Below are 25,940 nucleotides of genomic sequence, written 5' to 3' on the forward strand. Positions count from 1 at the left end.
GGCCATAGCCTTTTTTAAGATTTCAACTTCTTGCTTTAACCGAAGGTTTTCCTTCTGAATGGCAGCTAATTCCTTTGGAGTCATAGACTCTTCCCCTAAACCGATAGGGGTAAATTCTTTAACCCATTTATAAATGGTAACTTCTGATACGCCATATTCGCCGCTTAATTCTTTAACTGAATTACCCGAGTGATAAAGATCTACAATAGTCTTCTTGAATTCATTATTATATTTTTTACCTGTATTCTTACGTTCCAAGACGGACACATCCTCTCAAAAATCATTGTAAGGACTTAACTAAAATGTGTCCATGAAACTATACTAACTCCACTTCGATTATATTTTTCCATTAATAATTTACAGTGTGTAATTAAATGCTTATTAAATCATTCTTCATTATAAGCTTGGTTATATAAGTTAATAGCATCTTGCAATGTAGTTCTTCGGGGATTATCTTTGGCCGTTTGATCTTGTATAGCATCTTCTGCCAAGTGAGTGAAGTCCTCAGGATTGACATCAAAGGACTTTAGAGTAGGAATATTGACGTCTTTAACAAGTTTTTTAACAGCAACAACAGACTTTTCTGCGGCTTCCATTGGTGATAGTCCTTCAATATTTTCACCTAATACCCTAGCAATGTTTGCAAATCGTTCTGGACAAGTTAATAGATTAAAATTCATGATATACGGAAGAAGGATTGCATTTGCAACACCATGGGGGACATCATAATACCCACCTAGTGGATGTGCCAATCCGTGGGTACTTCCTAGACCAATTTGCGGGAAAGCCATGCCTGCGATAGTGCTACCTAGCATTGTATTTTCTCTTGCCTTATAGTTATCACCCTGTGCATACGCTTTCCGTAGACTATTTCCAACTAAACGAATAGCTTCTAGGGCAAGAGCATCAGTAATAGGAGAACTGCCAGTAATCGCTGCTTTAGTCGTATAGGCTTCTATTGCATGTGTTAATGCATCTACACCAGTAGCTGCAGTTATGGCTGGAGGTAAACCAATTGTTAACATTGGATCAACTAAAGAAACTGTCGGTGCCATTAGAGGACTTCCGATACTCGCTTTCCAATTTCTTTTTTTATCTGTAATAACAGCCCACTGTGTAACTTCACTTCCTGTCCCAGATGTTGTAGGAATCGTAATAACTGGAGACCCTTGTTTTGTAAAAGTTCTCCCACCAATATCATAATCAATAACGTGACCATCATTTTCGGACATTATACTAATAGCTTTACAAGCATCCATAGCACTTCCGCCACCTACAGCAACAAAAGAGTCACAATTGTGTTGCTTAAAAACGTTAACTCCCTTTTCAACCGTTGCCGCTGGAGGGTTTGAAGGAACCTCATTATAAATAACATATTCTAGTTCACTTGTAGTAATAGATGATAGAATTACCTCTAATAGCCCCGCATTAATAATTCCTTTATCAGTTACAATCATGGTTTTTTTTGATCCTAATTTGACAAGTTCTTCTCCAACATTTTTAGCCACATCTTTTCCGAAAACTAACTTAGTACCCATAAATATACTGAACAAATGATTACTCATATTTTAATTCTCTCCTTTTATTAGTTAAATTTAGTCAAAGTAATTATTTCTTAACACTTGCTAGATAGAGATAGGATGTTCCTCATCTCAACCTAGCTTAAGTCTATTAATAAACGAGATTTATAAAATCTGAAATCATTATTAATACATTTTTAAAACATATCTCATCGCAAACTCTTTACTACCGTTATTTCCTCAAGTAAACCTACTAGTCCCTCTCTCAGCCCATATAGGAAGCATTAAACAACCTTCATCTGTATCAAATGGATTGGCAGGGAAACACAAGTCTTAGGATTTCCATATCCTGAGCTATATTGAATTGACGGTCTACCTTTATAAGTAGATTTGGGATGATACCAAATTATCCATCTCGCCATTCTTTTTCTACATACATAAACATTCATTTGAGTATCCTAATACTTTTCGAAATTTAAATTTAAGTATTGTAATTTATTAATGAATTTTTAGTCTTGGTGCAAAATCTTTATAAGTCTCAAACTTGAGTTTTTTACTAACTTCAAGTTTATAGAACGGTTCATTTATCTGGTCTAAATTTTCTTTAGTAAACATAACAGGTGGAATAAGAACGGCATAAGGTATTTCCTCATTTCCATTTAAAATCGCAGCACTCATTTGGTAAGCAGTTGCCCCGATTGCCATTGGATTACGATCATTAGTACCCAACATCTTACCCTGTTCAATTGCACTAATAGCTTCATCTTCCAGATCTCCACCAACAATATATATAGGATCTTGAAGACGTCCAGCTCCCTCAACTGCTGCCATAACCCCAAGGGCTTGATTTGCATTATGAGCAAAAATTGCATCTAATTTCCCCTTAGGATGAGCACTTATAATGTCTTTGGTTACTGTAAATGATTTATCACGTTGATAATCTCCAGGTTGTTTGGCCACTTGCTCGAGGCCTGTATTATTTTTAAGTTCTGTCTCAAATCCTCTCTCACTGTCATAAGTATGTGGAACACCTAATTGTCCAATAACCTGAGCAACCTTTCCTTGACCACCAAGTTTTTCGGAGATTACTTTCGCAGCATTAATACCAGACCCTTCATCGAACCCTGCGACAGTTCGTATATTTTCATCATCAAATGGACGATCAAGTGCCACTACATCAATACCGGCTGCTCGTAATTTATTTAATGCAATTCTTTCTGAAGTAGGGTCAACTGCACAGAATATGACTAAATCTACTTTTTGAGTAATAAAAGTATCTACTGCTGCTAACTGCTTATTTATATCACCCTCCGCATTAACAAACTCTAATTCATTTCCATCAGAATGTGCTTGAATTTCAATTGCATCTTTCATAATTTTAAAAACTTTAAATTCAAGAGATGGAATAGTTAATGCAATTTTATAACCACCTTTTTCTGTATGCACAATACCAACATCAGGTATTTCTCCTATTTTAAATACTTCTTGAGTAGTTATTTTTTGTCCATGGTAATCAAGTGTGGCTTGTTTATCGGGATTTACAGAAGTGGTAGACTCATTTTGACTACAACCGATAATCATTAAAAACATAAAAATCACCAAGAAAATTAACGAACTTCTAAAAAAAACTTTCGTTTTCATGTTTATTTTTACCTCCCTTTCTTAGAGTTTTTATATACTTTTAGAACAATTTATCTATCACTCTCTTCAAAAGAGATATTTTACCCTTTTCTTTTTGAATAACTATCAATCATGACTGCAACAATAACTAAAAGCCCTTTAATAATAAATTGCCAATAAGTAGATACTCCCATGAGATTAAGACCATTGTTTAAGACACCCATAATTGTTACACCGATTAATGTACCACCAATTCCACCAATTCCACCTGATAAAGCAGTCCCACCAATTACAACTGCAGCTATTGCATCCAGTTCATACCCCTGCCCGATAGTTGGCACACCCGAAGTGAATTTTGATGCCATGATATATCCAGTAAAACCCGCCGCTAGTCCCGATATTGAATATATAAGGATTTTGTAGAAATTCACAGATACTCCCGCTAAACGGACAGCCTCCTCATTCCCACCAATAGCAAAAGTATATTCACCAAATTTTGTTTTTTTAAGGGTGAAAAATGATAAAACAATTAGTAGAAAAAATATAATGACTGGAATGGGGATAATCCCTATTTTTTCACTCCCAATAAAATTAAAACCATTTATAATTATTGGAATTGGGCTTGATTCAGATAAAACCATAGCTATACCGGTAGCAATTCCCATAGTTCCTAATGTAACTATAAAAGGTTGTAGGTGAAATGTGGTAATGAGTATCCCAGCTATAGCCCCAAAAATCGCACAAATAATAACACCTAATAGTGCAGCAGAATACATCCCCATACCAATACTGATAAAATAAGCAATTAAAACACCACTCATTGCTACTATAGAACCTACACTTAAATCAATTCCGCCAGACAAGATTACAAACGTCATAGCAAGTGATATAATTCCTATGACTGTAATTTGATCAATGATTGAAATTATATTATTTTGAGTTAGAAAGTACTCTGATTGAAATGAAAATAAAACAACTAAAGTTAGAAGAGCGGTAATTAACCCCTTAGCATTACCCATTTCATTCCATTTCCTAATGATGAAATGAGGTTGCTTATTAATTCTATTAACTCCTGTTTGAGTTTTATTAACATCCGGCGTACTATTAAGCATCAATTCCCCACTCCTTCAATTGCATATTTCATAACTACCTCTTCGGTTGCTTCAGCACGTTCTATTATCCCTCCAACTTTCCCAGAATTCATTATAAGAATCCTATCACTCATTGCAAGAATCTCTGGTAATTCAGAAGATACCATTATAATTGATAACCCATCAGAAGTTAGATGCTTAAGTTGAGTATAAATTTCAGCCTTTGCTCCTACATCAACTCCACGAGTCGGTTCATCAATAAGGAGTACTCTTGGATTAGTATTTACCCATTTTGAAAGGACAACCTTTTGTTGATTACCTCCACTAAGTCTATCTATTTTTTGATTTATACTACTGGCTTTAATGTTAAATTCCTTAATATTTTTATCTGAAATTTTTGTTCGTTTGGTTTCATTAATTCTAAAATTCTTCACATAGTTTGACAAACTCGGTAAAGTATTGTTCTGTTTTACAGAAAGCTGCAAAACTAAACCGTTCCTTTTCCTATCTTCTGTAACGAAAGCAAACCTATTTTTTATAGCATGTAAAGGTGAGGAATTTTCTATAGGCTTACCATCTATTGATATTGTTCCTCTTTTAACGCTCCTTACACCAAATAATGTTTCAAGTAGTTGCGTTCTACCGGACCCCATTAGCCCAGCAACACCAATAATTTCACCTTTTCGCAATGAAAAATTAACATTATCTATAACATCATTTCCTAATCCTTCCACTTCCAGAATAACTGGTGCATGATCATCAATTTGCTTCGTATACGTATATTGCACCTCTCTACCAACCATCATTTGAATGATCTTTTCTTCAGTTACATCCTTTATTAAAGATTCACCTGAGTTATTTCCATCCTTTAGTACAACGACCCGCTCACAAACTTCTATAATTTCATCTAGTTTATGGGATATATATATAATTGATACGCCAGTAGCTTTTAAAAGATTTATTATCTCAAATAGCTGTTTTATTTCATTTTGGGCTAAAGCAGAAGTTGGTTCATCTAATATAATAATCTTTGCATCTCCTAATGTAGCTTTCGCAATTTCCACCAACTGTTTATTTGCTATACTCAGAGATTTAACCTTCTGGTTTACATCCAAACAAAACCCATACTTATCCAATAGTTCTTGAGAAAGCCTTCTCATTTTTTTATGATCAATAACTCCACATGTACTAGGTTCATTTCCAAGGAAGATGTTCTCTGCTACTGTGAGATGATCAATAAGGCTCAATTCTTGATGGACAATTCTTACTCCAAGATCATGTGCTTTTCTGGGATTTATAATTCTGACATTTTTATCGTTAATAATTATTTCCCCAGAATCAGGTTTATGAACTCCGCAAAGTACTTTCATCAAAGTAGATTTCCCTGCTCCATTCTCACCCATTAGAGCTACTACTTCACCTTGATATAATGAAAGATTAACTTCATTTAAAATAGTAATTTCAGAAAAAGACTTTACAATAGATTTCATCTCACCTATTTTTTTTTGATTCCTCTCCTTGACATTATTGCCCATAATAACCCTCCTTATTAAATGTAACCCCTTTCATTTCAATGCTTAATTATCTATCACCCAACCGCCACCAAAATGCTTCAAGTTAAACATGAACCAGGCTAGTTAACTGAGTTTCTTTGTTTGTTGCTATTTTTAAAATTATTCGTTTAATGAATCGTTTAATTCGTAGAGCATTGATATTTTCTTCACAGATTAAACTATTCTGGCTATAATATTCTTGGTATCCGCAATATGATTTTTTGGAAAGAAATCTAACCCCTTTCTACCGACAGTCACAATTGCTACTTACCTTTTAAATCATCCATTTTATTTTCCTCACATTGATTGATTTATTTGTTCTTTATTTCTTCTTTTTTAATTCCTGTTTTAATCTCATAATATCGGGGGAAAATATACGTGAATCCATATATTTTACATTTGTCGGGACAATGATCGGGAAGTCAATTTGCTGAAGAATATCTTTCTCTATATTAATTCCTGGTGCTATTTCTCTAAGTATGATTCCTTCTGTTGTTAAATCAAACACAGCCCGTTCTGTTATGTAACATGCTTTTTGATTTCTTTTCAGGGCAAATGATCCTGACCATGTAATTTGCTCAACATCTTTAACGAATTTACATTTTATTCCTTCTTGTATGATACTTAACTCTCCGTTTGCAATTTTTGCTTTGAAATCTCCAACAGTTAGTGTTCCTAGAAAAAATACCTTTTTTGAATTCTGAGTAATATTAATAAAACCACCTGGTCCAACAATGCGTTCCCCAAATTTACTTACATTTACATTCCCAGTATGGTCTACTTCAGCAAACGATATGAAAGCTAAATCAAGACCTCCACCATCATAAAAGTCAAATTGGTATGGCTGGTCAAGAATCGCATCAAAATTCACTCCAGCTCCAGCATCGTTTCCTAAAGCAGGTACTCCTCCAATAATTCCTTGCTCTACTGTAAATGTCACATCCTTATAAATTTCTTCTTCTGCTGCTACCGAGGAAATACCATTAGCTATGCCAAACCCTAAATTCACAACTGCATTAGGAAAAAGTTCCATAGCTGCTCTTCGCGCAATGACTTTTCTTACATCTAATTGAATTTTTGGTATATCTTTAATGGGTTTTTTAATCAAACCAGCATAACTTGCATCAAATTTAGTAGTATATGTTTGCCACGGTTCCTTATCTACTATAAGATAATCTACAAATATACTAGGGACTTTTACATCTTTACCTGAAATCGTTCCATTTTGGGCTAAACGTTCTACTTGTGCAATTACTATCCCTCCGGAACGTTTCGTAGCCTGTGCAATAGATAAATTCTCACCAAATACGGCTTCATTTTCCATCGTCAAATTCCCTTTTTCATCAGCAGTAGTTGCTCTAATGAAGGCAACATCAATATCAAAATTTTTGTAATGGAGCCATTCTTGACCTTCAATTTCTATTAAGTTTATTAAATCAGGACCCCTTTTTGTTCCTTGTCTTCCACCACCTATACGGGGATCTATGAAAGTATGTAAACCAACATGAGTAATTAATCCTGGTCGTCCAGCAGCCATTTCTCGCGTTAACTGTGAGAGAACACCTTGAGGTAGAGTGTACGCTTCGATTTCTCCATTAATTGCCATATTAGCCATTTTAGGACTATTACTTAACGTTCCACAAATTGACCTTTTTACTAGTTTCGACTTCGCTAAACGATTAACTCCAGTTTCTTTCCAATCCCCGATACCTACAGCATGAATAACAGTCAAAGATTTAGGAGACTCGGTTTTATTGAAACGTTCTTCTAATGAGATAATAAGTGCTTCTGGAACAGCATGACCACCACCTGACCCGCCAATCCATAGTGTATGGTGATCTTTTAAAAAAAATGCTGCGTCTTCTACATCAATCAATTTAACCATCTGTTTCATTCCTCTCTTCTAAATACATACCTCTATACTCTTCAAGAAATAGCTAGCATTAAACTATCAGCCGATTGAAATTGATGTAATGTAATATAATATTGAAGTTAATTGCCTTAACAGGATTACAATAGTTACACTATAATTTGCAATTTCTTCAGAGCCAATTTTCATTTATATTTTTATACTATTCTACTAGAGATAACGCTTACATAAAATAGTAAACCGTTACCCTATATAGGCAGTTTGTTATTTCGATATCAGATGTTGTTTTATTATCTTCTTATTCTGAAATTTTAAAGGGAAACCGAAATGGTATCACCACCAATAAAGATAGGATCATAAATCGAATTCTGTCATAACCGTATGAAAATGCTAGGTTCAATGTAAAAATTTGAGGCCTTCCATGCTTCTGCATTGCGATGTTTGAGTTGGAGAAATCATGAGGAATAGTTTAGTTCTTTAATATTTTTGCAAAAGAGTTCTTGGGTATTATTTTCGTCTAATTATTCATTTCTGAACCATTGATAAATCTGTTGATTTATTATCACAAATTATTTAAATCAACAGCAATACCACGATTTTCATTTAAAGAATTGATCTTTTTCATATCTTCTTGAGTTAACTCAAAATCAAAAATATTGGCATTCTCAATAATGCGATGTTCTTTTGTTGACTTAGGAATCGTCACCACTTCATTTTGAATATCCCATCGCAAAATCACTTGTGTAATGGATTTATTATACTTTATACCGATTTCACTAAGAGTTTGGTTATCTAAGAGCTCACCTCTCATAAGTGGTGCCCACGCCTCAAGCTGAATACTTTGCCTCTTGCAGTACTCATGCAATTCTGACTGTATTAAACACGGGTGATATTCTATTTGATTAACCATCGGTGTTATTTCCGAATCAGCTATTAAATCCTCTAGATGGTTAATGTTGAAGTTACTAACACCGATAGCGCGAACACGACCATCATTGTATAACTTTTCAAAAGCTTTCCAAGTCTCCTTATATTTCCCATCAATTGGCCAATGTATTAAATATAAATCTAAGTAGTCTAAACCAAGCTTTCTCATACTTAATTCAAATGCTGCTATAGTAGAATCATATCCTTGGTCTAAATTCCAAACTTTTGTCGTTATGAAAAGCTCTTCACGATCAACATCAGATTCCTTTATTGCTCTCCCTACTCCTTCCTCATTTTCATAAAAAGCTGCTGTGTCAATACTACGATAACCATTACTAAGAGCTGATTTTACAGACTTCACCACTTCTTGCCCTTGTTCTGCTTTATACACTCCTAAACCAAGCCAAGGCATCTTCACCCCGTTATATAAAGTTGTGCAATCTTTTAGACTTTTTGTCATTAATAATATCTCCTTTATCATCTATTTATTGTATTTAGAAACCTAAGATATTTACTATTTCAGACAGGAAACCAAGTTCCTTCAATATAATTGACTTAGTTCGTTCCTTTCTTCATTGGTTTGATCTAAATAATAGCCACATTGTAATAAAAATTTTAAATTCATAAAAGCTGAAGCAAAAAACTTTGGTAGAATTCCCACCTAAATTACTCTTCTTATAAAACCTGTTGGAAAAAGTAACACTAGCTCTTGAATTAATCATACACACTTATTTTTTTCTTCCGAATTTTACCTAACTGTTAGTAGAGCGGTTTACTATTTGTTATTTTTTAGTTTAATTCACCGATATTTTTTTGTCAATGATAATTCAGAATATTCACTAAAATAAACTATAAATTGAATTGAAATGAGTTTTTACTTCCCTTGGTGCCCAATGCTAAAGAGTAAACGAAGTCTTCCATGTTTTCCCCATCCTTTCGTTTACTGCTTGTGCCAATTCAATCACTCTACAAGCATACGCCCATTCGTTGTCATACCAGGCTAATATTTTAATTTGATTCTCCACTGCCATGATTGAAAGTCCATCTACAACTGCCGACTTATCACACCCTATAAAATCTGCTGATACTAAGGGCTCTTCTATATAGTTGATATAATGGGAGAGACTTTTATTTGCTGCGGTATGAAATACTGATTTCACTTCACACAGTGATACCTCACGTGCCACTTGAACAGTGAGATCGATTAAAGAAACATCTTGGGTAGGAACACGAATCGATATTCCCTCAATATAAGGAGCGAGATGCGGAAGAACATCTGCAAGTGCCTTCCCCGCTCCTGTTGTAGTCGGGATGATAGATTGAGTACAAGCTCGGGCTCTACGTAAATCTATATGCGGGTTATCTATATGTTTTTGATCTGAAGTAAAGGAGTGAACCGTGGTCACCCATCCCCTTTTAACTTGAAAAGCTTGGTCTAATATACTTAAAATTGGGGCAACACAGTTAGTCGTACAGGAAGCTGCTGATAAAATAGTGTGCTTTGAAAGATCCAACAGATGATCATTCACTCCCATAACCACCGTTAAATCCATCTGTTTTCCAGGTGCTGTAATAATTACAGTAGAAGCCCCTGCTGCTATATGTTTTTGTGCTCCTTGGCGTTCATTGAATTTTCCGGTAGCATCGATGACTATATCTACATTCATTCGTCCCCATGGAATGTTCTCTGGTTCACGTTGAGATACAACTTGTATGAGGTCTCCGTTAATTAAAAGACTTCCATCTTGGATGGAAATATCTGCGTTCCAGGTTCCGTGCACGGTATCGTATTTTAATAAATGAACTACTGTTTCTACAGGATAAGTGGAATTAATTACTTCTAACTTAAGTTGATTATGTTTACTAGATAACATTTTCCTAATCAACATCCTACCGATTCTGCCCGTACCACTAATGCCAATTCTTCTTTTCATCTTGATTTCTCCTTTCATCTCTAACCCTCACTTTCATGATGTAATTATTTATTAAAATCATCACTTCAGTTGAAGTAACGATTTGTTTATATGGACCGCCTGAATCAATCGAAATAACTGATTAGTAGTTAATCGTAAATTGTCAAAAGTAACTTTTGAATCCATTGCTTGTTCAATGGACATGGGTGCATTCAGAATAGAGAAGCAAGAAGTTATACCGAGTTGATTTAAAGTAGATGGCTCCTCTGCTATACCGCCTGCTAGTGCTATGACTGGAATCTGGTGATTATGTGCTAATTTTGCTACACCTAAAGGAGTCTTTCCCATTGATGTCTGTCCATCTAACTTTCCTTCACCTGTAATAACAAAATCGACACCTTGAATTTTTTCTTCCATTCTAATTAAATCTAAAATTAACTGAACTCCAGAATGGAGATGGGCCTGTAAGAATCCTGCAAATGCAGCTCCAAGACCACCTGCTGCTCCTGCACCAATTAGGTTATGAATATCCGTATCTAGCTCATTCAGAACAACCTGTGCAAAGTTTTCAAGCCCTTTATCGAGCTCTTTTATCATTTCTACCGTTGCTCCTTTTTGAGGACCAAACACGAAAGTAGCCCCAGTTGGCCCGTAAAGAATATTTTTCACATCACATGCCATTTTGAACGTGCAATCCTTCAACTTGGGATGTGCTTGGGTTACGTCAATTTCACGAATTCTTTGCAGTTCTTTCCCTCCCAGCCCTACTTCTTCATTGTGTTGATCTAAGAAGCTAAAGCCTAGTGCTTGAAGCATTCCAACACCAGCATCATTCGTAGCACTTCCACCAAGTCCAATGACAAAATCATGATACCCTTTTTCTATCGCATCATATATAAGTTCGCCAACACCATATGTAGTGGTAACAGATGGATTGCGTTTGTTAGAAGCAACCAGTGGCAAACCACATGCCGCTGCAACTTCAATAACCGCTGTTTTTCCATCCCCTAAAACACCATATACAGCATCTACTTTTTCATTTAACGGTCCTGTTACTTTTTTATTAATCAATAACCCGTCAGTTGCCTGGACCAAGGCTTCCACAGTACCTTCGCCCCCATCTGCTAGAGGAAAGGTTACAATTTCGGCATCATGATAGACATCTTCTATTCCTAAAGAAATGGCTTTGCTACCGTCTATAGAAGAAATGCTTCCTTTAAATGAATCGATCGCAATTAAAACCTTCATTTTTTTGCCCCCCTTTATTACCTTATTATAGATAAAGTAAACATGAGGATGTAACAGGCTATGTGACAAATATTTAAACGGTATTTTGTTTTTGGTAACAAAAAAACTTCAAACTAAAGAGTTTGAAGTAAAAGTGCAATATGAAGCTTAACAGAGTCATGAAAGCATTTCGGATTAACCTTTGTTTTTTCGGCAATTTTCTCAAGACGATATTGTAGAGTGTTTTTATGGATAAATAAATCCTCAGCTGTCTTTTTTAAAGAAAGATTATATTTATAATAGGTATGCAACACTGTTATTTCCTCTTCTGAAAGCTTGCCGACTAGTTTCGTTGCAAAGTCACTTCTTATATGAGGATCTATATGTCCCATAATCATTTCTAGGTCAAGGTTCGCATATTCGCACATAAGTACATGCTTTGAAAGTGCATATTTTAAGGCATGTTTTGCGTGTTTATAGGACATTTCGAGTTCTTCTAAAACGCCAACACTACCAATACCGATAGAACAGTCAGTGCGCATGGATTGGAAATAAGTTTTGAATGTTTGTATGGTAGTTTTATATTGTGACCCATTTACAATGATGGCATATTGGTTTGGGAATAAATAACAGAAGAGTTTGATTCCCTGGTTTAGTAAGATATCACACAGATTAACAGGAAGAGAAGATGCCTTCAACCCGTGTATATGAAGGATACATACAAATGCTTTCTCTTCTAGCTTATATTGAAGTTGATTTAAGTGTTCACTCATAAAATCATTCATTTTTTCGTTTTCGAAAATAAGCATGCGAACCACAGAGGAACGAAGTTCATCTAGAGAATGAGCTTTTCCTGCTATCATTTGTTCTTTAATCAATACTTCCGTAATCTTTGTGAGTAAAAACCCCAACGATTTACACTTCTCAGGATCACCGGAAATACCGATGATACCAAGCAGTTGTTGATTAATCATAACAGGATAGTTAATGCCCTTTTTTGTGCCAGTGAATCCGTGATTTTCAAAAACTTCTATTATACTCCCCTTTTCTTGTACTTGGAAGGCAGCTTCATGAAAAGAGTCAATTCGGTTTCGATCAGTACTCGCAATAATTTTTCCATCTAATTGTATAAAGTTGATGTCTTTTCCAATAACTTCTTTTGCTGCATCTACAATCATTTGGGCTAAAAAGCGGCTAATCTTGAAATTTTCTTTCATTATGGTTTATATCCTTTTCTATAGATTTACCTTTTTTTATCTTACCCATTGAGGTAGTGATGGTTTTAGTTATGGTGCAAAAAAACAAGAAAACTTTATTGCTTTCATATGGCTTTCAACGCCTAGTTTTTATTTAAATAAAAGCTTAACCTGAGCATTTTTTTATTCCTCCATAATACCATCAGGGGGGGGTTAGTGCACAAAACGTTCTAGTGAAGCAGATACTACAGGTTATCTCCCATGCACTTAGGAATTGTTCTTCCCGAACATTAGTTAGCTGAATCAAAGCTTTATGTATAGGATGATCCTATTATGAGAGTGAGATAACCTTAACGTCGGCATCAGCCCTTTTAAATCTTTGCCATTACATCCGATAAATGCTACCAATATTAAAGTGCAATATACAAAGCAGAACATTCTATGAATTTAAACTGGTCTTAAATTCCAAAATTTGACACCCTTAAAATTTTAATGTTTGATGAAGTAACCACACTTCCAAAGTTCTCTAAATTCACAAGAAAGTGATAAGTTTCTGCTAATACACTATTTAGGCATATAAAACCGAGATAAAATAAATTAATTTGTATGGTATTGGTTCTTATTTTTAATGTTATCTTTATTTATATGATCAGTCTCATATCTTAAGTTAATCCGAAAAAGTTATTAACTATCATTTTGAGTGGTTTGCATTTTTAGAACTCATGTTGTTAATAGTTCGTATGAACCCTTTTTGACTATATTCTTTAATTGTTTCTTGATCATAACCCAAATCTTTCAAAATTTCTTCTGTATGTTCACCAAGTTTTGGAGGTGATTTTCGTAACTCTAAGGTCTCACCATTATATTGGACTGGATGTGATAGTAATCTTACTTTGCCTGCTGTAGGATGGTCAAAGCTTAGGATACATTTATTCCATTCAACTTGTGGATCTGATTCAACTTGCTCATAATCATTAACAAATGAACACCATATTTCGTTTGCTTTGAATAATTCATACCAATATTCTGTTGTATTTTTCTTTAGATGCTGAACTGTTCTCGCGTTAATTTCTTCTCGTTTTTCAAACTGATCATTCTTGGTCCACTCCAAAAACTTTTCATCATCAAACACACTAGCTAACTTAACTGTTGGAGTTAAGGACAAACAAATGTAACCGTTTTGGGTTTCAAAGATCCCATAAGGTGCTTGGTGAAATCTTGATGATATTCCCGACTCACTCCGATCATATAGGTTAAAGCCATTTAAATAGTAATTGAACGGCTCAATTTGCAAGTCTAACGCAGCATTCAATAGATTACTTTCGACTTTTTTGCCATTCCCGGTAATTTGGCGTTCAAAAAGTGCTCCAACTATACCTAATGCTCCTAGCACGGCTGCATGTTGATCAATAATTGCACTACCAACTAATGTTGGAGGTTGATCTTTCCGTCCATTCAAACTTGCTAATCCACTCATCGCTTGAAGGAGGAGATCTTGTCCTGGACGATCTCGATAAGGACCGGTAGAACCAAAGCCTGAGAACGAAGCATATATAATAGAAGGATTTATTTTTAATACATCTTCATATCCAAATCCTAAACGCTCCATAACACCAGGGCGAAAGTTTTCCACAATTACATCTGTATCACGTATCATGTTATAAACGATTTCCTTACCTTCATCCGTACGAATATCGAGACTTAAACTACGTTGATTTCTACCAGCCAGTAAATAAAATACACTTTCTTCATTTAAGAAAGCGTTAACTCCTGACCAATGTCGTTCATAAGCCCCTTTAGGCGACTCTATTTTGATAACATCTGCTCCCATGTCAGCTAAAAATTGAACAGCAGACGGTCCCTGTAAGAAATGCGTAAAACTTAAAACTTTGACGTTATGCAACATATTTTCATCCCCCAAATATTATTTATTTTCAAAAAATTAGAAAAAATTAGTTTAACCATCGGTTATTCAAAACATTTCATTAAATATTAATTCCTATATCAATCACTCTGAAATCTATTTTTTACGTTCATGCACACAGTAGATTAATAGCTCGATGTAACAAAGATGGGATATAACCCCACTACGTTCCATAAATGTAATGAGGATCCTTACGAATGTTTTTCATATCAACTTGGAAGATTGAAGCACATTACCTGCTAAAAATGACATTATACTGTTTCCTGTTTTCTTTGAGACACTTCTTTCACTTCTTTCTTTGCATCCTTTTTCTTACTTATTTGATAGATAACTCCAAAAACCAAACCAAACACCACTGTTAGTGTTCCCCACCAGAGGTTGATATTCAAACCTTTTAACGAAGACAAAGTCGGTGGAGATACAATACCGTAAACCATAATAATGGCACCCAAAATACTAAAAACCATACTCATCGTAAAATTCAAGTCAGCAAATCTTTGCATTATTCTTCCTCCTTTTAAAAGAATAGGATATTCATTATAATAAAGAGCGTGACTGACAGCGTTGCCAATAAAGCTGGCTTACGATACCAAGGTAATAGGGAATGGTCTACTTTTTTCGTAATTCCATATACTAGCCCATCAAGTTCATCTGTTTGTTTTGGCTTTGTCATTAGACTTATTACCACTTCTACTACAAAGGCAACAAAGAAGGCCCACCATGCTCTCCAAAAGTTCCCTGCGGCTGCACTGCCAAAATAATCATAAGGCACTGTATAATACAGTATAAGTGCTGTAATAGTCCCTGTCACAACACCAAAAAATCCCCCCCACCCTGTTGCTCTCTTCCAAAACATCCCTAGTATGAATATTGCGAAAATAGGTGCGTTAAAGATTCCAAAAAGAGTTTGAATATAGTCCATCATGCTTGGGAAGCCCATGACTATATAAGCTGCACCTATACTGATAATAACTCCAGCTGCTGTAGAAATGCGCCCCATATTTAGATAATGAGAGTCTGAGGCATTTTTTTTAAAATAGGCCTGATAAATATCATAGGTCCAAACGGTTGTAAAAGCGGTTACATTCCCAGCCATACCAGACATAAAGGAAGCTAGAAGTGCTGTAATACCTAAACCTAATAAACCTGTAGGGTAATAATTAGCAATTAACAACGGTAATGCCATATCGAAAGATCCATTGGGGCTTTCGGGTCCAAGATTAGGGAGGAGCAAAATGGCTGCGATTCCAGGAATAATAGTTATAATAGGAGCAAAGAGTTTAAAAAATGAACCAATAATAGATGTGTTTTGAGCAGCTGCCATGTCTTTTGCCGCCAACGCCCTTTGTATTACTAGAAAATCTGTAGTCCAGTAGCCAAATCCCAAAACAAAGCCAAGCCCTAAGACAACGCCTAGCCATTCTACATTCATTGCGTTTACATCCCCACTTCCCGTGTCTGCCCATAAATGGCGGAAATTCTCTGGAATTCGGTTTACAAGTTCGGCCCAACCACCTACATCACCTAAAGCAAGAATAGCCACAGGTAGGAGACCTATCCAAATTAGAAAGAATTGAATAACTTCATTATATATAGAAGATGTTAGCCCCCCGAGTCCAACATAAACCAATACTATAAGAGCAGCAACGATAATACTCGTGGTCATGGACCAACCTAGTAATACTTTTAACACTATGCCCATTGCATAAAGGTTGACTCCAGACATCAAAATGGTCATTACAGCGAAGGAAATAGCATTAAAGCCTCTAGTCGCTTCATTGTAGCGAAGCTTTAAATACTCAGGTACTGAACGAGAGCGAGACCCATAATAGAAAGGCATCATATAAATCCCAAGGAAAATCATAGCTGGGATGGCAGCTGTCCAATAGTAGTGTATAGTCATAACTCCATACTGGTATCCACTAGACACCATTCCTAAAATTTCAAGTGCTCCTAAGTTAGCTGATACAAATGCTACTGCAGTAATCCACCCTGGAATAGAACGACCTGATAAGAAAAAGTCATCACCTGTTTTCATCTTACTTTTTAATGCGTATCCGACAAGAATAACAAAAACAAAGTATATACAAATGATAAGATAGTCAATAAATTGGGGTTGAAGCAAAGCTCTTTCCATATATATCGTCCCTTTCTTTTAATGCTGGATGCGCTCTCATGCATTCTGCTAGAGTTGATAACTCGACCTTATTTGTGAACAAGAATTACAGTTTTTTCTTTTGGTAAAGAGCGAAGTTCGTAGATAATCTTTTGTAACTTTGTTATCCTTACGTCCAATTGTTGACTAATGTTTACTACCTCCGGATCAGAAAAGGATCTATTCTTTGTTAATTTGTACATATCTTGGCGGCATTCTTCTATACTTTTTATTAAATCTAGTACATTCTTTAAAACCAATAACTCATCCCTACTTTCCTACCCTTAACATATTTATAAACTGAAACAGTTAAAACGTTCGTTCCGCTCGAGAGGAAACCTCATTTAGAGCTCGACACTCCTGCAGTATTAAGAACAGATTTCATACGATGTACGGCAAGTTCAGGGTCAATTAACACCCCTGCTTGATCTGCAAGAACAAACAATTTTGCTAGGTGTGGCACAGATCTTGCACTCTCCAGTCCCGATAGCATACGAAAATGTTGTTGATGTCCGTTTAAATAGGCTAAGAACACAACACCGGTCTTGTAATAGTAAGTAGGTGTTTGGAAGATGTGGCGAGCTAAAGGCAATGTACTATCCAAAATATCTCTATACTCTTTTATATTGTCTTTATCCAGAGCTTGAATTGCGGCTGATGCTGCAGGAGCAATAGCATCAAAGATACCTAATAATGCATGACTATATCCATATTTATCCCCTTGGATTAATTCCGGATAGTTAAAATCGTCTCCTGTATACATCTTGACTCCTTCAGGGAGAAGCCGGCGCATTTCGATTTCACGCTGAGTATCAAGAAGAGATATTTTAATTCCATCGACCTTTTCTTTATTGTCACAAATCACGTTCAAACAAACTCCCATCGCCTTGTCTAGATCCTTATAGCCCCAATAGCCTGAAAGCGATGGGTCAAAAGCTTCTCCTAACCAATGAAGAATTACTGGTTCTTTAACTTGCTTTAAAATATCATTATAAACTTCGTAATAGTCCTCTGGGCTAGTTGCACATGCGGCAAGAGCTCGACTTGCCATTAAGATAACCGTCCCACCATATTTTTCGATAAACTCACACTGCTCTAAGTATGCATCCTTTACTTGCGCTAGTGTGATACCGGAAATAAGTGGAAGTTGATCTGTTCCTGCTCCACAAACAATACTTCCTCCAACTGACTTTGCTTCTTGAAGAGAACGACCAATTAGTTCTTTGGTGTTATTCCAATCAAGACCCATTCCACGTTGTGCAGTATCCATAGCTTCTGCTACCCCTAAACCAAGTGACCAAAGATATCGACGATAATTAAGGGTGCCTTCCCAATCAATTGACACCTCTTCCATAGGGCTAATATCGGCAAATGGGTTACATACCACGTGTGCAGCTGAATATACTATCCGACTCTTTAATGGGCTAGTTGGCCTTGGGTAAAATTTAGGCTCACCCGTTTGATAACTATAAACTTGTCCATTTTCATCCGGTAATATTAACTTAGTCATAATTGCCCCCTCAATTTTTATCCTTAATCTTCCACAAATAATAATTTTGTTCAGGTAAAACAGGCTAATATTTTCTCTATCAGTATCATACTCCTTTTATTTTTGATACCTAACTATCTGCGGTTTTACTTCAACTGCCCTGTGCGTTCTTGTTCCCAATGATCAACGATACCGGCGGGAGCATATACATAGAGAATAGTTAAGTTTTCTTCTCCTATATTTACAAGACTGTGCTCAATATTCGGCGGAATATATACTACACTGAACCCTTCTACATCTTTAGTTTCTTTCCCAACGGTTATGACGCCTTTTCCTGATAAGATAATGTAAATCTCTTCATTTGAATGTGAGTGCAACGGAATTTTTCCTTCAGGGAAAATATCTGAGTGACCCGTAACAAAATGCTCTGCTTTCAACTTTCCCTTTCCTACAAGAATTTTTGAATGACGACCTGCCGGAAAAATTTCGCCTTCAATATCTTCTAACTTGATTAAATGCATGTTATTTACTCTCCTTTTATAAATTGTATAATCATATATCACATACACTAGGCCTAAAACTCTATCGTAATCTTGGTGACCTTGCTCTCCTTGTTATAAGCCAGATTCATTGCTTCTTGAATCTTTTTGAAAGGCAGAATATGATTAGTTATTGAGTCCAATTTAATCCTTTTAGTTGCAATTAGATTGATAGCACGTTCCCAAACTCTTGCGCTTGCCATATTACCGTAAATTCTTAACTCCTTTGCAATAATTTGGGAAGTAGCCACTTCTGCATTCTGGTGATATAATCCTAAAAGAGAAATTTGTCCACCCAGGCTAGCCAATTCAATAGACAGGGCGAGTAATTTTGGTATACCTGCAGCTTCAATTACAACATTGACGCCTTTCCCTTCAGTCTTGTCGAATACATAATTTCTTAAATCCTGCCCAGTTAGCGAAGTGACATCATCACATCCCCCGATAATTCCCTCACGTAGTCGGTCAGGATTCGTATCTACCCCAATAATAGTTGTAGCTCCCATGCTTCTTGCTAGTTGACATACTAGTAAACCAATAGGGCCAAGGCCAAAGATAAGAACACTTGCACCCGTTATATTCTCAATCTTACCTAGCGAATAAAGCGCAACGGTAAGTGGTTCTACTAAAGCCCCTTCTTGATAGGACATGGAAGAGGGAAGGAGGTGAGCTCCTCGTTCAGGTATGGTCAAGTATTCTGCAAACGCACCCGCTTTCCTAATGATTCCCACTCTAATGCGATCGGGACATAAATTATTTCTTCCATCTAAACAAAAATTGCATACACCGCATCCGATATGACATTCTCCTGTGATACGATCTCCAATCTTTACCTTGCTGACTCTTTCACCTACTCCTACCACTTCTCCAGACCATTCATGACCCGGAATGGTAGGAAAAGATAACAGACCTTCTTTTATATAGGGGATACTGCCATCGTAGATTTTCAAGTCTGTGCCACATATTCCTGCATATTTAACCTGAACTAGCACTTCATTTTCAGCCGGGGTTGGAATTGGCACTTCAGTCATTTTAATTGAATGCGGAGCAACTACAACCGCAGCTTTCATTTTGTTCACACTCTCATCTCCCATATTTGTTCCACCCTAAGTTCAATTAGAATATTGAATAGGAATGATGTCTCTGCCATTAGCAGAATCTCCCTATATTCCCTTTATCAACTCATGCAATTTTATCTCCTCACCAGTTTCGGAAGATCTATATATTGCATCTAAAAGTTGAAATGCCTTTCTTGCTTCCTCACTTGTCACAGCTGGTTTGTATCCTTGTTCAAGGGCTTCAAGAAAATCTTGATATTGTGCCCCAATTGACTCAGCAGAAACTTGGCCCGGATCAGCTACCGTCTCTCCTTTGTCCGTAATCAAGATATTCTCATGGTTATCCAGCCTTGAATGGTAAAATACTACTTGATCACCTTCAATGGTTAACGACCCATCAGTTCCTAGAATATCTAATCTTGCTGGGTAACCAGGATAAGCACTTGTAGTTGCACTAATAACTCCTAAACTACCATTTTTGAATTTTAAGCAAGCCATTGCCGTATCCTCAACATCAATGTCTTGATGAGAAGTTCGGTCCGTATAGGCCTTCACTGATTCTACCTCTCCCATTAGCCAAAGCATAAGATCGATGGTATGGATGGCTTGAATGGCAAGTACTCCTCCTCCTGCTAGTTGTTTAGATCCTCGCCATGAATCATAGTAAGCATCATCTCGGTACCAATTTACAACGCAATTGGCACCAATTATTTTCCCAAAATTACCCTCTTTAATTTTTTTCCTTGCAAAAATAGTCGCTGGATCAAAGCGGTGTTGGGATATAACGGATAACAGTACTCCGTTTTCTTTGCACAAACCAATGTAAGAATCAATACTTTCTATACTTATACCAATCGGCTTTTCTGCCAAAATATGCTTTTTGTGTAAAGCACATAATTTGATTAAATCATGATGGTAACCCGGTGGTGTCAGTAAAACTACAACTTGTATTTCGGGATCGCAAATTAGCTCCAGATTGTTACTGTATGCTTTGCACCCATATTGCTTAGCTACAAACTCAGCTTTTGTAAATTCATGGTCTGCTACTCCTACTAGTTTCATACAATCATTAGCTTGTATAGCTTCAAAATGTGCTCTTGAGATTGTGCCACAGCCTATTACCCCAATATTTGTAATTTTCGACATTATATCTCCCTCATTTGTTCAATATTTGCCTTCATGTTATGGTATTAATTTAAAAACTATTAGGAAAACGGTACCTCTTATATTTTTCGGTAAAAAATCTATATATTTTTTAAATTTAGTAAACCGGTATCTTTTATATTTATAGTATCTATCATCTATTTGATCCATATATCTATTTGTTTTTTAACTCATTACAACTGCTTTCTCTTTATATTCCTTCATAATACTACGGCTAATGATCATTCGATGAATCTGAGAAGTACCGTCGTAAATCTGACATATCTTCGCATCTCTCATAAATCTTTCAACTGGATACTCCTTACTGTACCCATAACCACCAAAGATTTGGACAGCATTAGTTGTGTGGCGCATCGCATTATCAGAGCAGAAATATTTAGCCATAGAAGATTGTTTTGTAAAAGGCAACCCTACATCCCTAAGATGTGCAGCACGGTAGAGTAAAAGACGTCCTGCATCGATTTCAGTCTCCATTTCAGCAAGCATAAATCCTACACCTTGAAAGTGTCCAATCGGCTGCCCAAATTGCTGTCTGTTTGCAGCATAAGCTGCCGCAGCTTCAAACGCTGCTTGTGAAAGACCCAAAGATAAAGCAGCAATATCTAATCGAGTTCCATCCAATCCTGCCATCATAACTTTAAACCCTTGCCCTTCTTCACCTAGCATGTTTTCTTCTGGTACAACACAATTATCGAAGAATAACTGACTAACTGGAACACCATGCTGCCCCATCATATAATCTTTTGGGCCAGCTAAGAAACCAGGCATACCTTTTTCTACGATGAAACAAGTTAATCCATGCACCCCTTTTGATTTATCAGTTACAGTCAAAACAACTGTCATATCTGCAACAGGCCCTAGAGTAATAAAAGATTTTCCACCATTCAAAATCCAGTTATTCCCTTCCTTTACCGCTGTTGTCTTAATATTTGCTGCATCTGAACCTGCTCCCGGTTCTGTAATAGAAAATGATCCAATTTTCTTGCCACTACTCAATGCCGGTAACCAATGAGATTTCTGCTTTTCTGTTCCGAATTGATGAATTAAAGCAAGATGGAGTCGAACAGCACCAATTACATTGCATACTGCTGCACTCACTTTTGCAATCTCCTCATTGCTCATGACAGCGGCCAAAGTACCACTATTAATTCCCCCTTCTTCTTCAGGTAGTTCCATGCCTAATATTCCAAGTTCTCCAGCTTTTTGAACAACGTCCGGAAAGAATTCATCTTTTTCTTCAATTTCTTTGACTCTTGGGGCTACCACTTCTGTTGCGAACGTTTTTACTAATTGACGAATTTCTTTCATAGAATCTGTTAATTGAAAATCCATTTTAAGCACCTCTTTAATAGAATAATTAATAGCTTTAATTAATATTTACATTCACTACACCATTATTGTAAGCGCATTCCAAAATACCACTTTTTATTCTTAATCCTGCTCTCCGATAGTTCAGTGTTCAATTAACCTACGAATCCATTTCTTAAATCAAGAAACTTCATATAATTTTACTTAAGTGGAGAACGATCTAACTTTATAAAGACTTTTCTAGAATCTCGACTAAATCCAGTGTTTGAACCTTTTCTTCCAATTCCTTTGCTTTTGTACCATCCGACAACATAGTCAAGCAGTACGGGCAAGCACTTCCGATTGTTGTTGGATTAACTAATAACGCTTGCTCAGTTCTCTCAATGTTAATACGATTTCCTTGGTGCTCCTCTTGCCACATCATTCCACCTCCAGCACCACAGCACATGCTATCACTACCGGACCGTTCCATCTCAACTATATCCACCCCTGGAATGAAAGAGAGAATCTCTCTTGGTGCATCATAAATATCATTATAGCGTCCTAGATAACAGGAATCATGGTATGTGATACGCTCTTTTACTTCATTAAGTGGTTTTAACAATCCTTCGTGCAACCAACGTACCAGTAGCTCGGTATGATGATACACTTCTACATTGTGGAGTCCGAATTCCGGATATTCATGTCTAAATGTATTGTACGCATGAGGATCCATGGTAACAACTTTCTTAACACCGTATTTTTGAAAAATACTAATATTCTCCACGGCCAATTCTTGAAACAAAAATTCATTACCAAGTCGACGAGCTGTGTCCCCTGAATTCTTCTCCTCATTACCAAGGATTGCGAACTTAATACCTGCTTTGTTCATTACTCGTGCAAATGCCTGTGTTAACTTGATGCTTCTACTATCAAAAGATCCCATAGAACCTACAAAAAAGAGGTATTCAAAATTTTCCACTTCCTTCATAGTAGGTACTAGTGACTCCATTCCTTCCCGCCATTTAATCCTGTCTTTTCGATTGAGCCCCCACGGATTACCCTGACGTTCTATGTTACTCAATGCACGCTGTGCATCAGGTGGTACTTTGCCTTCTGTCATGACGAGATAGCGGCGCATATCAATTATGTGGCCTACATGCTCATTTGCAACCGGACACTGATCTTCACAATTGCGGCATGTCGTACATGCCCAGAGCTCTTCTGCTGTAATAACATCACCAATAAGTTGTATACCATAATCAATCTTTAATGCAGAGGAGCCGTCGGATGTTACTGCAACTTCTTCATCAGCCCCTGTTAATTTAACTGTACGTGCTTGTGTAGCCAGTATATTACCATAGGATTCTTTAAATACACCAGCTGGCAGCCACGGTGTAAGTCCTGTAATTGCTGCACCTTTTTCTGTTAAGTGATCCCGCATCTTGGTTATCAAGTTCATAGGTGATAATGATTTGCCAGTTCCTGATGCAGGACACATATTGGTACAACGGCCACATTCTACACAAGCATACAAATCGATTAACTGATTCTGAGTAAAGTTTTCAACGTTTCCAACCCCGAATTCTTCTGCTCCCTCTTCCTCCATTTCCTCAAAATTAATAGTATGAAGCTTACCTGGTGGACGAGTTTTGTCCTTCATTAACCAGTTATAGGGAGCAAATAATAGATGAGCATGTTTCCCTTGTGGGATATAAACTAAAAAGAGCAAAAGGGTCAAAAGATGAGTCCACCAAAAAATATAGAACAGAATGCTAGAACCTGTGGAGTTTATACTATTAAAGAGAATAGCCAAACTTGATGCGATTGGCTGTGTGGAACGGAAGGTTACCTCCTCTGGATGCAGCCAGAGGATTTCCATAGCTTCAGATAAAAGCGTACTAACCATTAAAGTACTAATTAACCATACAACCAAATTAGATTTCCAACCACGTTTTAAACGACTTATTTTTTCAATATTCCGACGATAATAGGCGTAAAAAATAGCAAGTAAGATGGAAAGCACCACTATTTCTTGAAAAAATAAGAAAGATGGATATAAAGAGCCTAGTGGTAGATTAGAACCTGGTTTCAAACCCTTCCAAATAAGATCAATTGCTCCTAATTGCACAAGTAGAAACCCATAAAATAATACAAGATGCATGACTCCACTCTTAGAATCTTTTAAGAGTTTCTTCTGACCAAAAACATTAACCAAAAATTCATTTAATGCCTTAGTCGTATCTTTATTAAATTCAACAGTCCGTCCGAGCTTTATAAATGTGACACGGCTGTAAACTAAGCAAATAAATAGATACAAACTATAACCAACAATGATAAGAAATGCACTAAAGTTAACCAAAAGAAGTAAGTCTATTGTCCTTCACACCCCTTTTCTCAGACCAGTATACAAAATTGATGCTAAATAAATCTTGGGTTATGCAGTCGTATACTGTAATTTCTTAAACTCTTCTATCAAGAGTGGTACCACTTCAAATAAATCTCCCACGACGCCATAATCAGCGATTTGAAAAATAGGAGCTTCAGGGTCTTTATTGATAGCTAAAATAACTTTAGAACTAGACATCCCAGCTAAATGCTGAATAGCTCCAGAAATACCACAAGCAATATATAAATCTGGTGTAACTACTTTGCCTGTTTGACCAATCTGCAAAGAATAATCACAGTATTCGGCGTCACACGCTCCGCGTGAAGCACCTACTGCTCCACCTAGCACATTAGCAAGATCCTGAAGTAAGCTAAATCCTTCTGAAGATTTTATACCACGTCCGCCAGCAACAACTACTTTTGCCTCGGCAAGATCTACTCCTTCTGAGGTTTTGCGTATCACTTCTTTTACAATGGTTAGAAGGTTTTTAATTTCCGCTTTAAAATCTATTTTTTCTACACTACCACCAGTTACTTCCGCAACGATATTATTTGGACGAACCGTTGCGAAAGGAATGCCTTCTACAACTTTTCTTTTCTCAAGTGCTTTCCCTGCATATATTGGTCTTGTAAAAATGATATCGGCCCCTTCCTTTTGTACATCAATAACATCAGATACAAGACCCCAATTATAGAAAGAGGCGATACGAGGGGCAAGATCTTTACCGATTGCTGTATGAGGCATTAATATGGCGTCAGGTTGCACTTTATCAATTACTTGACATAAAGCCTGGAAATAAGCATCGGTAGTATACACATCTAGTTCTTTGTTAGTTACCGTATATACTTTACTTGCACCGTATCTTCCAAGTTCCTCTGTATGTTTTGCAATGTCGCTACCAAATGCTACGGCAACTATCTCTTCGGCAATACGGTTTGCAGCCGTCAGAATTTCACGAGACACATTTCGCAACTTATTGTCTTTTATCTCCATCATAACTAGTACACTTTTACCCATA

At 36.5% G+C, this 25,940-nt stretch carries 21 protein-coding genes; all 21 read right to left on the bottom strand.

Annotated elements, in window-relative coordinates:
• On the bottom strand, nucleotides 1–258 hold a 258-nt coding region (locus ACFVSH_RS08955), incomplete at its 3' end, for a transposase (protein ID WP_387705648.1).
• 128 nt (nucleotides 259–386) lie between these two features.
• Nucleotides 387–1,565 (bottom strand): iron-containing alcohol dehydrogenase, encoded by a 1,179-nt coding sequence (locus ACFVSH_RS08960; RefSeq protein WP_387705650.1) that lies wholly within the window; start codon nucleotides 1,563–1,565, stop codon nucleotides 387–389.
• Between the two features lie 453 nt (nucleotides 1,566–2,018).
• Complete coding sequence (locus tag ACFVSH_RS08965) at nucleotides 2,019–3,161, bottom strand: sugar ABC transporter substrate-binding protein (RefSeq protein WP_387705652.1); 1,143 nt, start codon at nucleotides 3,159–3,161, stop codon at nucleotides 2,019–2,021.
• Nucleotides 3,162–3,241: 80 nt separating this feature from the next.
• Nucleotides 3,242–4,252: an ABC transporter permease gene (locus tag ACFVSH_RS08970; RefSeq protein ID WP_387705654.1), complete on the bottom strand. Its 1,011-nt coding sequence runs from the start codon at nucleotides 4,250–4,252 to the stop codon at nucleotides 3,242–3,244.
• On the bottom strand, nucleotides 4,252–5,766 hold the full coding sequence (locus ACFVSH_RS08975; protein WP_387705656.1) for a sugar ABC transporter ATP-binding protein: 1,515 nt from the start codon (nucleotides 5,764–5,766) through the stop codon (nucleotides 4,252–4,254). The genes ACFVSH_RS08970 and ACFVSH_RS08975 overlap by 1 nt, the downstream gene beginning before the upstream one ends.
• Nucleotides 5,767–6,106: 340 nt before the next feature.
• Entirely contained in the window at nucleotides 6,107–7,669 is a 1,563-nt protein-coding gene (locus ACFVSH_RS08980) for an acyl CoA:acetate/3-ketoacid CoA transferase (protein WP_387705658.1), read from the bottom strand.
• Between the two features lie 547 nt (nucleotides 7,670–8,216).
• A complete protein-coding gene (locus ACFVSH_RS08985; protein ID WP_387705660.1) occupies nucleotides 8,217–9,041 on the bottom strand; it encodes an aldo/keto reductase in 825 nt (274 codons plus the stop codon).
• A 436-nt stretch (nucleotides 9,042–9,477) separates the two neighbouring features.
• Nucleotides 9,478–10,515 carry a type I glyceraldehyde-3-phosphate dehydrogenase gene (gene gap / locus ACFVSH_RS08990; protein ID WP_387705662.1) on the bottom strand — a complete coding sequence of 346 codons (1,038 nt, stop codon included), beginning with the start codon at nucleotides 10,513–10,515 and terminating at the stop codon, nucleotides 9,478–9,480.
• 60 nt (nucleotides 10,516–10,575) lie between these two features.
• Nucleotides 10,576–11,742, bottom strand: a complete 1,167-nt coding sequence (locus ACFVSH_RS08995) for a glycerate kinase (protein WP_387705664.1) — start codon at nucleotides 11,740–11,742, stop codon at nucleotides 10,576–10,578.
• Between the two features lie 113 nt (nucleotides 11,743–11,855).
• Nucleotides 11,856–12,938, bottom strand: a complete 1,083-nt coding sequence (locus ACFVSH_RS09000) for a CdaR family transcriptional regulator (RefSeq protein WP_387705666.1) — start codon at nucleotides 12,936–12,938, stop codon at nucleotides 11,856–11,858.
• Nucleotides 12,939–13,608: 670 nt separating this feature from the next.
• Nucleotides 13,609–14,823 carry a CaiB/BaiF CoA transferase family protein gene (locus ACFVSH_RS09005; RefSeq protein ID WP_387705668.1) on the bottom strand — a complete coding sequence of 405 codons (1,215 nt, stop codon included), beginning with the start codon at nucleotides 14,821–14,823 and terminating at the stop codon, nucleotides 13,609–13,611.
• Nucleotides 14,824–15,092: 269 nt separating this feature from the next.
• Nucleotides 15,093–15,344 carry a hypothetical protein gene (locus ACFVSH_RS09010; protein WP_387705670.1) on the bottom strand — a complete coding sequence of 84 codons (252 nt, stop codon included), beginning with the start codon at nucleotides 15,342–15,344 and terminating at the stop codon, nucleotides 15,093–15,095.
• A 14-nt stretch (nucleotides 15,345–15,358) separates the two neighbouring features.
• A complete protein-coding gene (locus ACFVSH_RS09015) occupies nucleotides 15,359–16,978 on the bottom strand; it encodes a sodium:solute symporter family protein (protein WP_387705672.1) in 1,620 nt (539 codons plus the stop codon).
• A gap of 68 nt (nucleotides 16,979–17,046) precedes the next feature.
• Nucleotides 17,047–17,256, bottom strand: a complete 210-nt coding sequence (locus ACFVSH_RS09020; protein ID WP_387705674.1) for an aspartyl-phosphate phosphatase Spo0E family protein — start codon at nucleotides 17,254–17,256, stop codon at nucleotides 17,047–17,049.
• A gap of 80 nt (nucleotides 17,257–17,336) precedes the next feature.
• Nucleotides 17,337–18,506 carry a dihydrodipicolinate synthase family protein gene (locus tag ACFVSH_RS09025; RefSeq protein WP_387705676.1) on the bottom strand — a complete coding sequence of 390 codons (1,170 nt, stop codon included), beginning with the start codon at nucleotides 18,504–18,506 and terminating at the stop codon, nucleotides 17,337–17,339.
• A 125-nt stretch (nucleotides 18,507–18,631) separates the two neighbouring features.
• Complete coding sequence (locus tag ACFVSH_RS09030) at nucleotides 18,632–19,006, bottom strand: cupin domain-containing protein (RefSeq protein ID WP_387705678.1); 375 nt, start codon at nucleotides 19,004–19,006, stop codon at nucleotides 18,632–18,634.
• Nucleotides 19,007–19,059: 53 nt separating this feature from the next.
• Nucleotides 19,060–20,118, bottom strand: a complete 1,059-nt coding sequence (locus ACFVSH_RS09035; protein ID WP_387705680.1) for a zinc-dependent alcohol dehydrogenase — start codon at nucleotides 20,116–20,118, stop codon at nucleotides 19,060–19,062.
• Between the two features lie 69 nt (nucleotides 20,119–20,187).
• A complete protein-coding gene (locus ACFVSH_RS09040) occupies nucleotides 20,188–21,228 on the bottom strand; it encodes a Gfo/Idh/MocA family protein (RefSeq protein ID WP_387705682.1) in 1,041 nt (346 codons plus the stop codon).
• A gap of 183 nt (nucleotides 21,229–21,411) precedes the next feature.
• Entirely contained in the window at nucleotides 21,412–22,578 is a 1,167-nt protein-coding gene (locus ACFVSH_RS09045) for an acyl-CoA dehydrogenase family protein (protein ID WP_387705684.1), read from the bottom strand.
• Between the two features lie 202 nt (nucleotides 22,579–22,780).
• Nucleotides 22,781–24,910: a (Fe-S)-binding protein gene (locus tag ACFVSH_RS09050; protein ID WP_387705704.1), complete on the bottom strand. Its 2,130-nt coding sequence runs from the start codon at nucleotides 24,908–24,910 to the stop codon at nucleotides 22,781–22,783.
• A 60-nt stretch (nucleotides 24,911–24,970) separates the two neighbouring features.
• On the bottom strand, nucleotides 24,971–25,939 hold the full coding sequence (locus ACFVSH_RS09055) for an electron transfer flavoprotein subunit alpha/FixB family protein (protein WP_387705686.1): 969 nt from the start codon (nucleotides 25,937–25,939) through the stop codon (nucleotides 24,971–24,973).
• Nucleotide 25,940 lies beyond the last annotated feature (1 nt).

Source organism: Peribacillus sp. NPDC058002, assembly GCF_042886655.1.
Lineage (GTDB): Bacteria > Bacillota > Bacilli > Bacillales > DSM-1321 > Peribacillus > Peribacillus aracenensis.

Coding starts and splice junctions, on each gene's coding strand:
- ACFVSH_RS08970 (WP_387705654.1), bottom strand. CDS start 4,252: ATGCTTAATAGTACGCCGGATGTTAATAAAACTCAAACAGGAGTTAAT.
- ACFVSH_RS08995 (WP_387705664.1), bottom strand. CDS start 11,742: ATGAAGGTTTTAATTGCGATCGATTCATTTAAAGGAAGCATTTCTTCT.
- ACFVSH_RS08980 (WP_387705658.1), bottom strand. CDS start 7,669: ATGGTTAAATTGATTGATGTAGAAGACGCAGCATTTTTTTTAAAAGAT.
- ACFVSH_RS09035 (WP_387705680.1), bottom strand. CDS start 20,118: ATGGGAGATGAGAGTGTGAACAAAATGAAAGCTGCGGTTGTAGTTGCT.
- ACFVSH_RS08975 (WP_387705656.1), bottom strand. CDS start 5,766: ATGGGCAATAATGTCAAGGAGAGGAATCAAAAAAAAATAGGTGAGATG.
- ACFVSH_RS08985 (WP_387705660.1), bottom strand. CDS start 9,041: ATGACAAAAAGTCTAAAAGATTGCACAACTTTATATAACGGGGTGAAG.
- ACFVSH_RS09025 (WP_387705676.1), bottom strand. CDS start 18,506: ATGACTAAGTTAATATTACCGGATGAAAATGGACAAGTTTATAGTTAT.
- ACFVSH_RS08965 (WP_387705652.1), bottom strand. CDS start 3,161: ATGAAAACGAAAGTTTTTTTTAGAAGTTCGTTAATTTTCTTGGTGATT.
- gap (WP_387705662.1), bottom strand. CDS start 10,515: ATGAAAAGAAGAATTGGCATTAGTGGTACGGGCAGAATCGGTAGGATG.
- ACFVSH_RS09000 (WP_387705666.1), bottom strand. CDS start 12,938: ATGAAAGAAAATTTCAAGATTAGCCGCTTTTTAGCCCAAATGATTGTA.
- ACFVSH_RS09005 (WP_387705668.1), bottom strand. CDS start 14,823: ATGTTGCATAACGTCAAAGTTTTAAGTTTTACGCATTTCTTACAGGGA.
- ACFVSH_RS09010 (WP_387705670.1), bottom strand. CDS start 15,344: ATGCAAAGATTTGCTGACTTGAATTTTACGATGAGTATGGTTTTTAGT.
- ACFVSH_RS08960 (WP_387705650.1), bottom strand. CDS start 1,565: ATGAGTAATCATTTGTTCAGTATATTTATGGGTACTAAGTTAGTTTTC.
- ACFVSH_RS09015 (WP_387705672.1), bottom strand. CDS start 16,978: ATGGAAAGAGCTTTGCTTCAACCCCAATTTATTGACTATCTTATCATT.
- ACFVSH_RS09045 (WP_387705684.1), bottom strand. CDS start 22,578: ATGGATTTTCAATTAACAGATTCTATGAAAGAAATTCGTCAATTAGTA.
- ACFVSH_RS09030 (WP_387705678.1), bottom strand. CDS start 19,006: ATGCATTTAATCAAGTTAGAAGATATTGAAGGCGAAATTTTTCCGGCA.
- ACFVSH_RS09040 (WP_387705682.1), bottom strand. CDS start 21,228: ATGTCGAAAATTACAAATATTGGGGTAATAGGCTGTGGCACAATCTCA.
- ACFVSH_RS09055 (WP_387705686.1), bottom strand. CDS start 25,939: ATGGGTAAAAGTGTACTAGTTATGATGGAGATAAAAGACAATAAGTTG.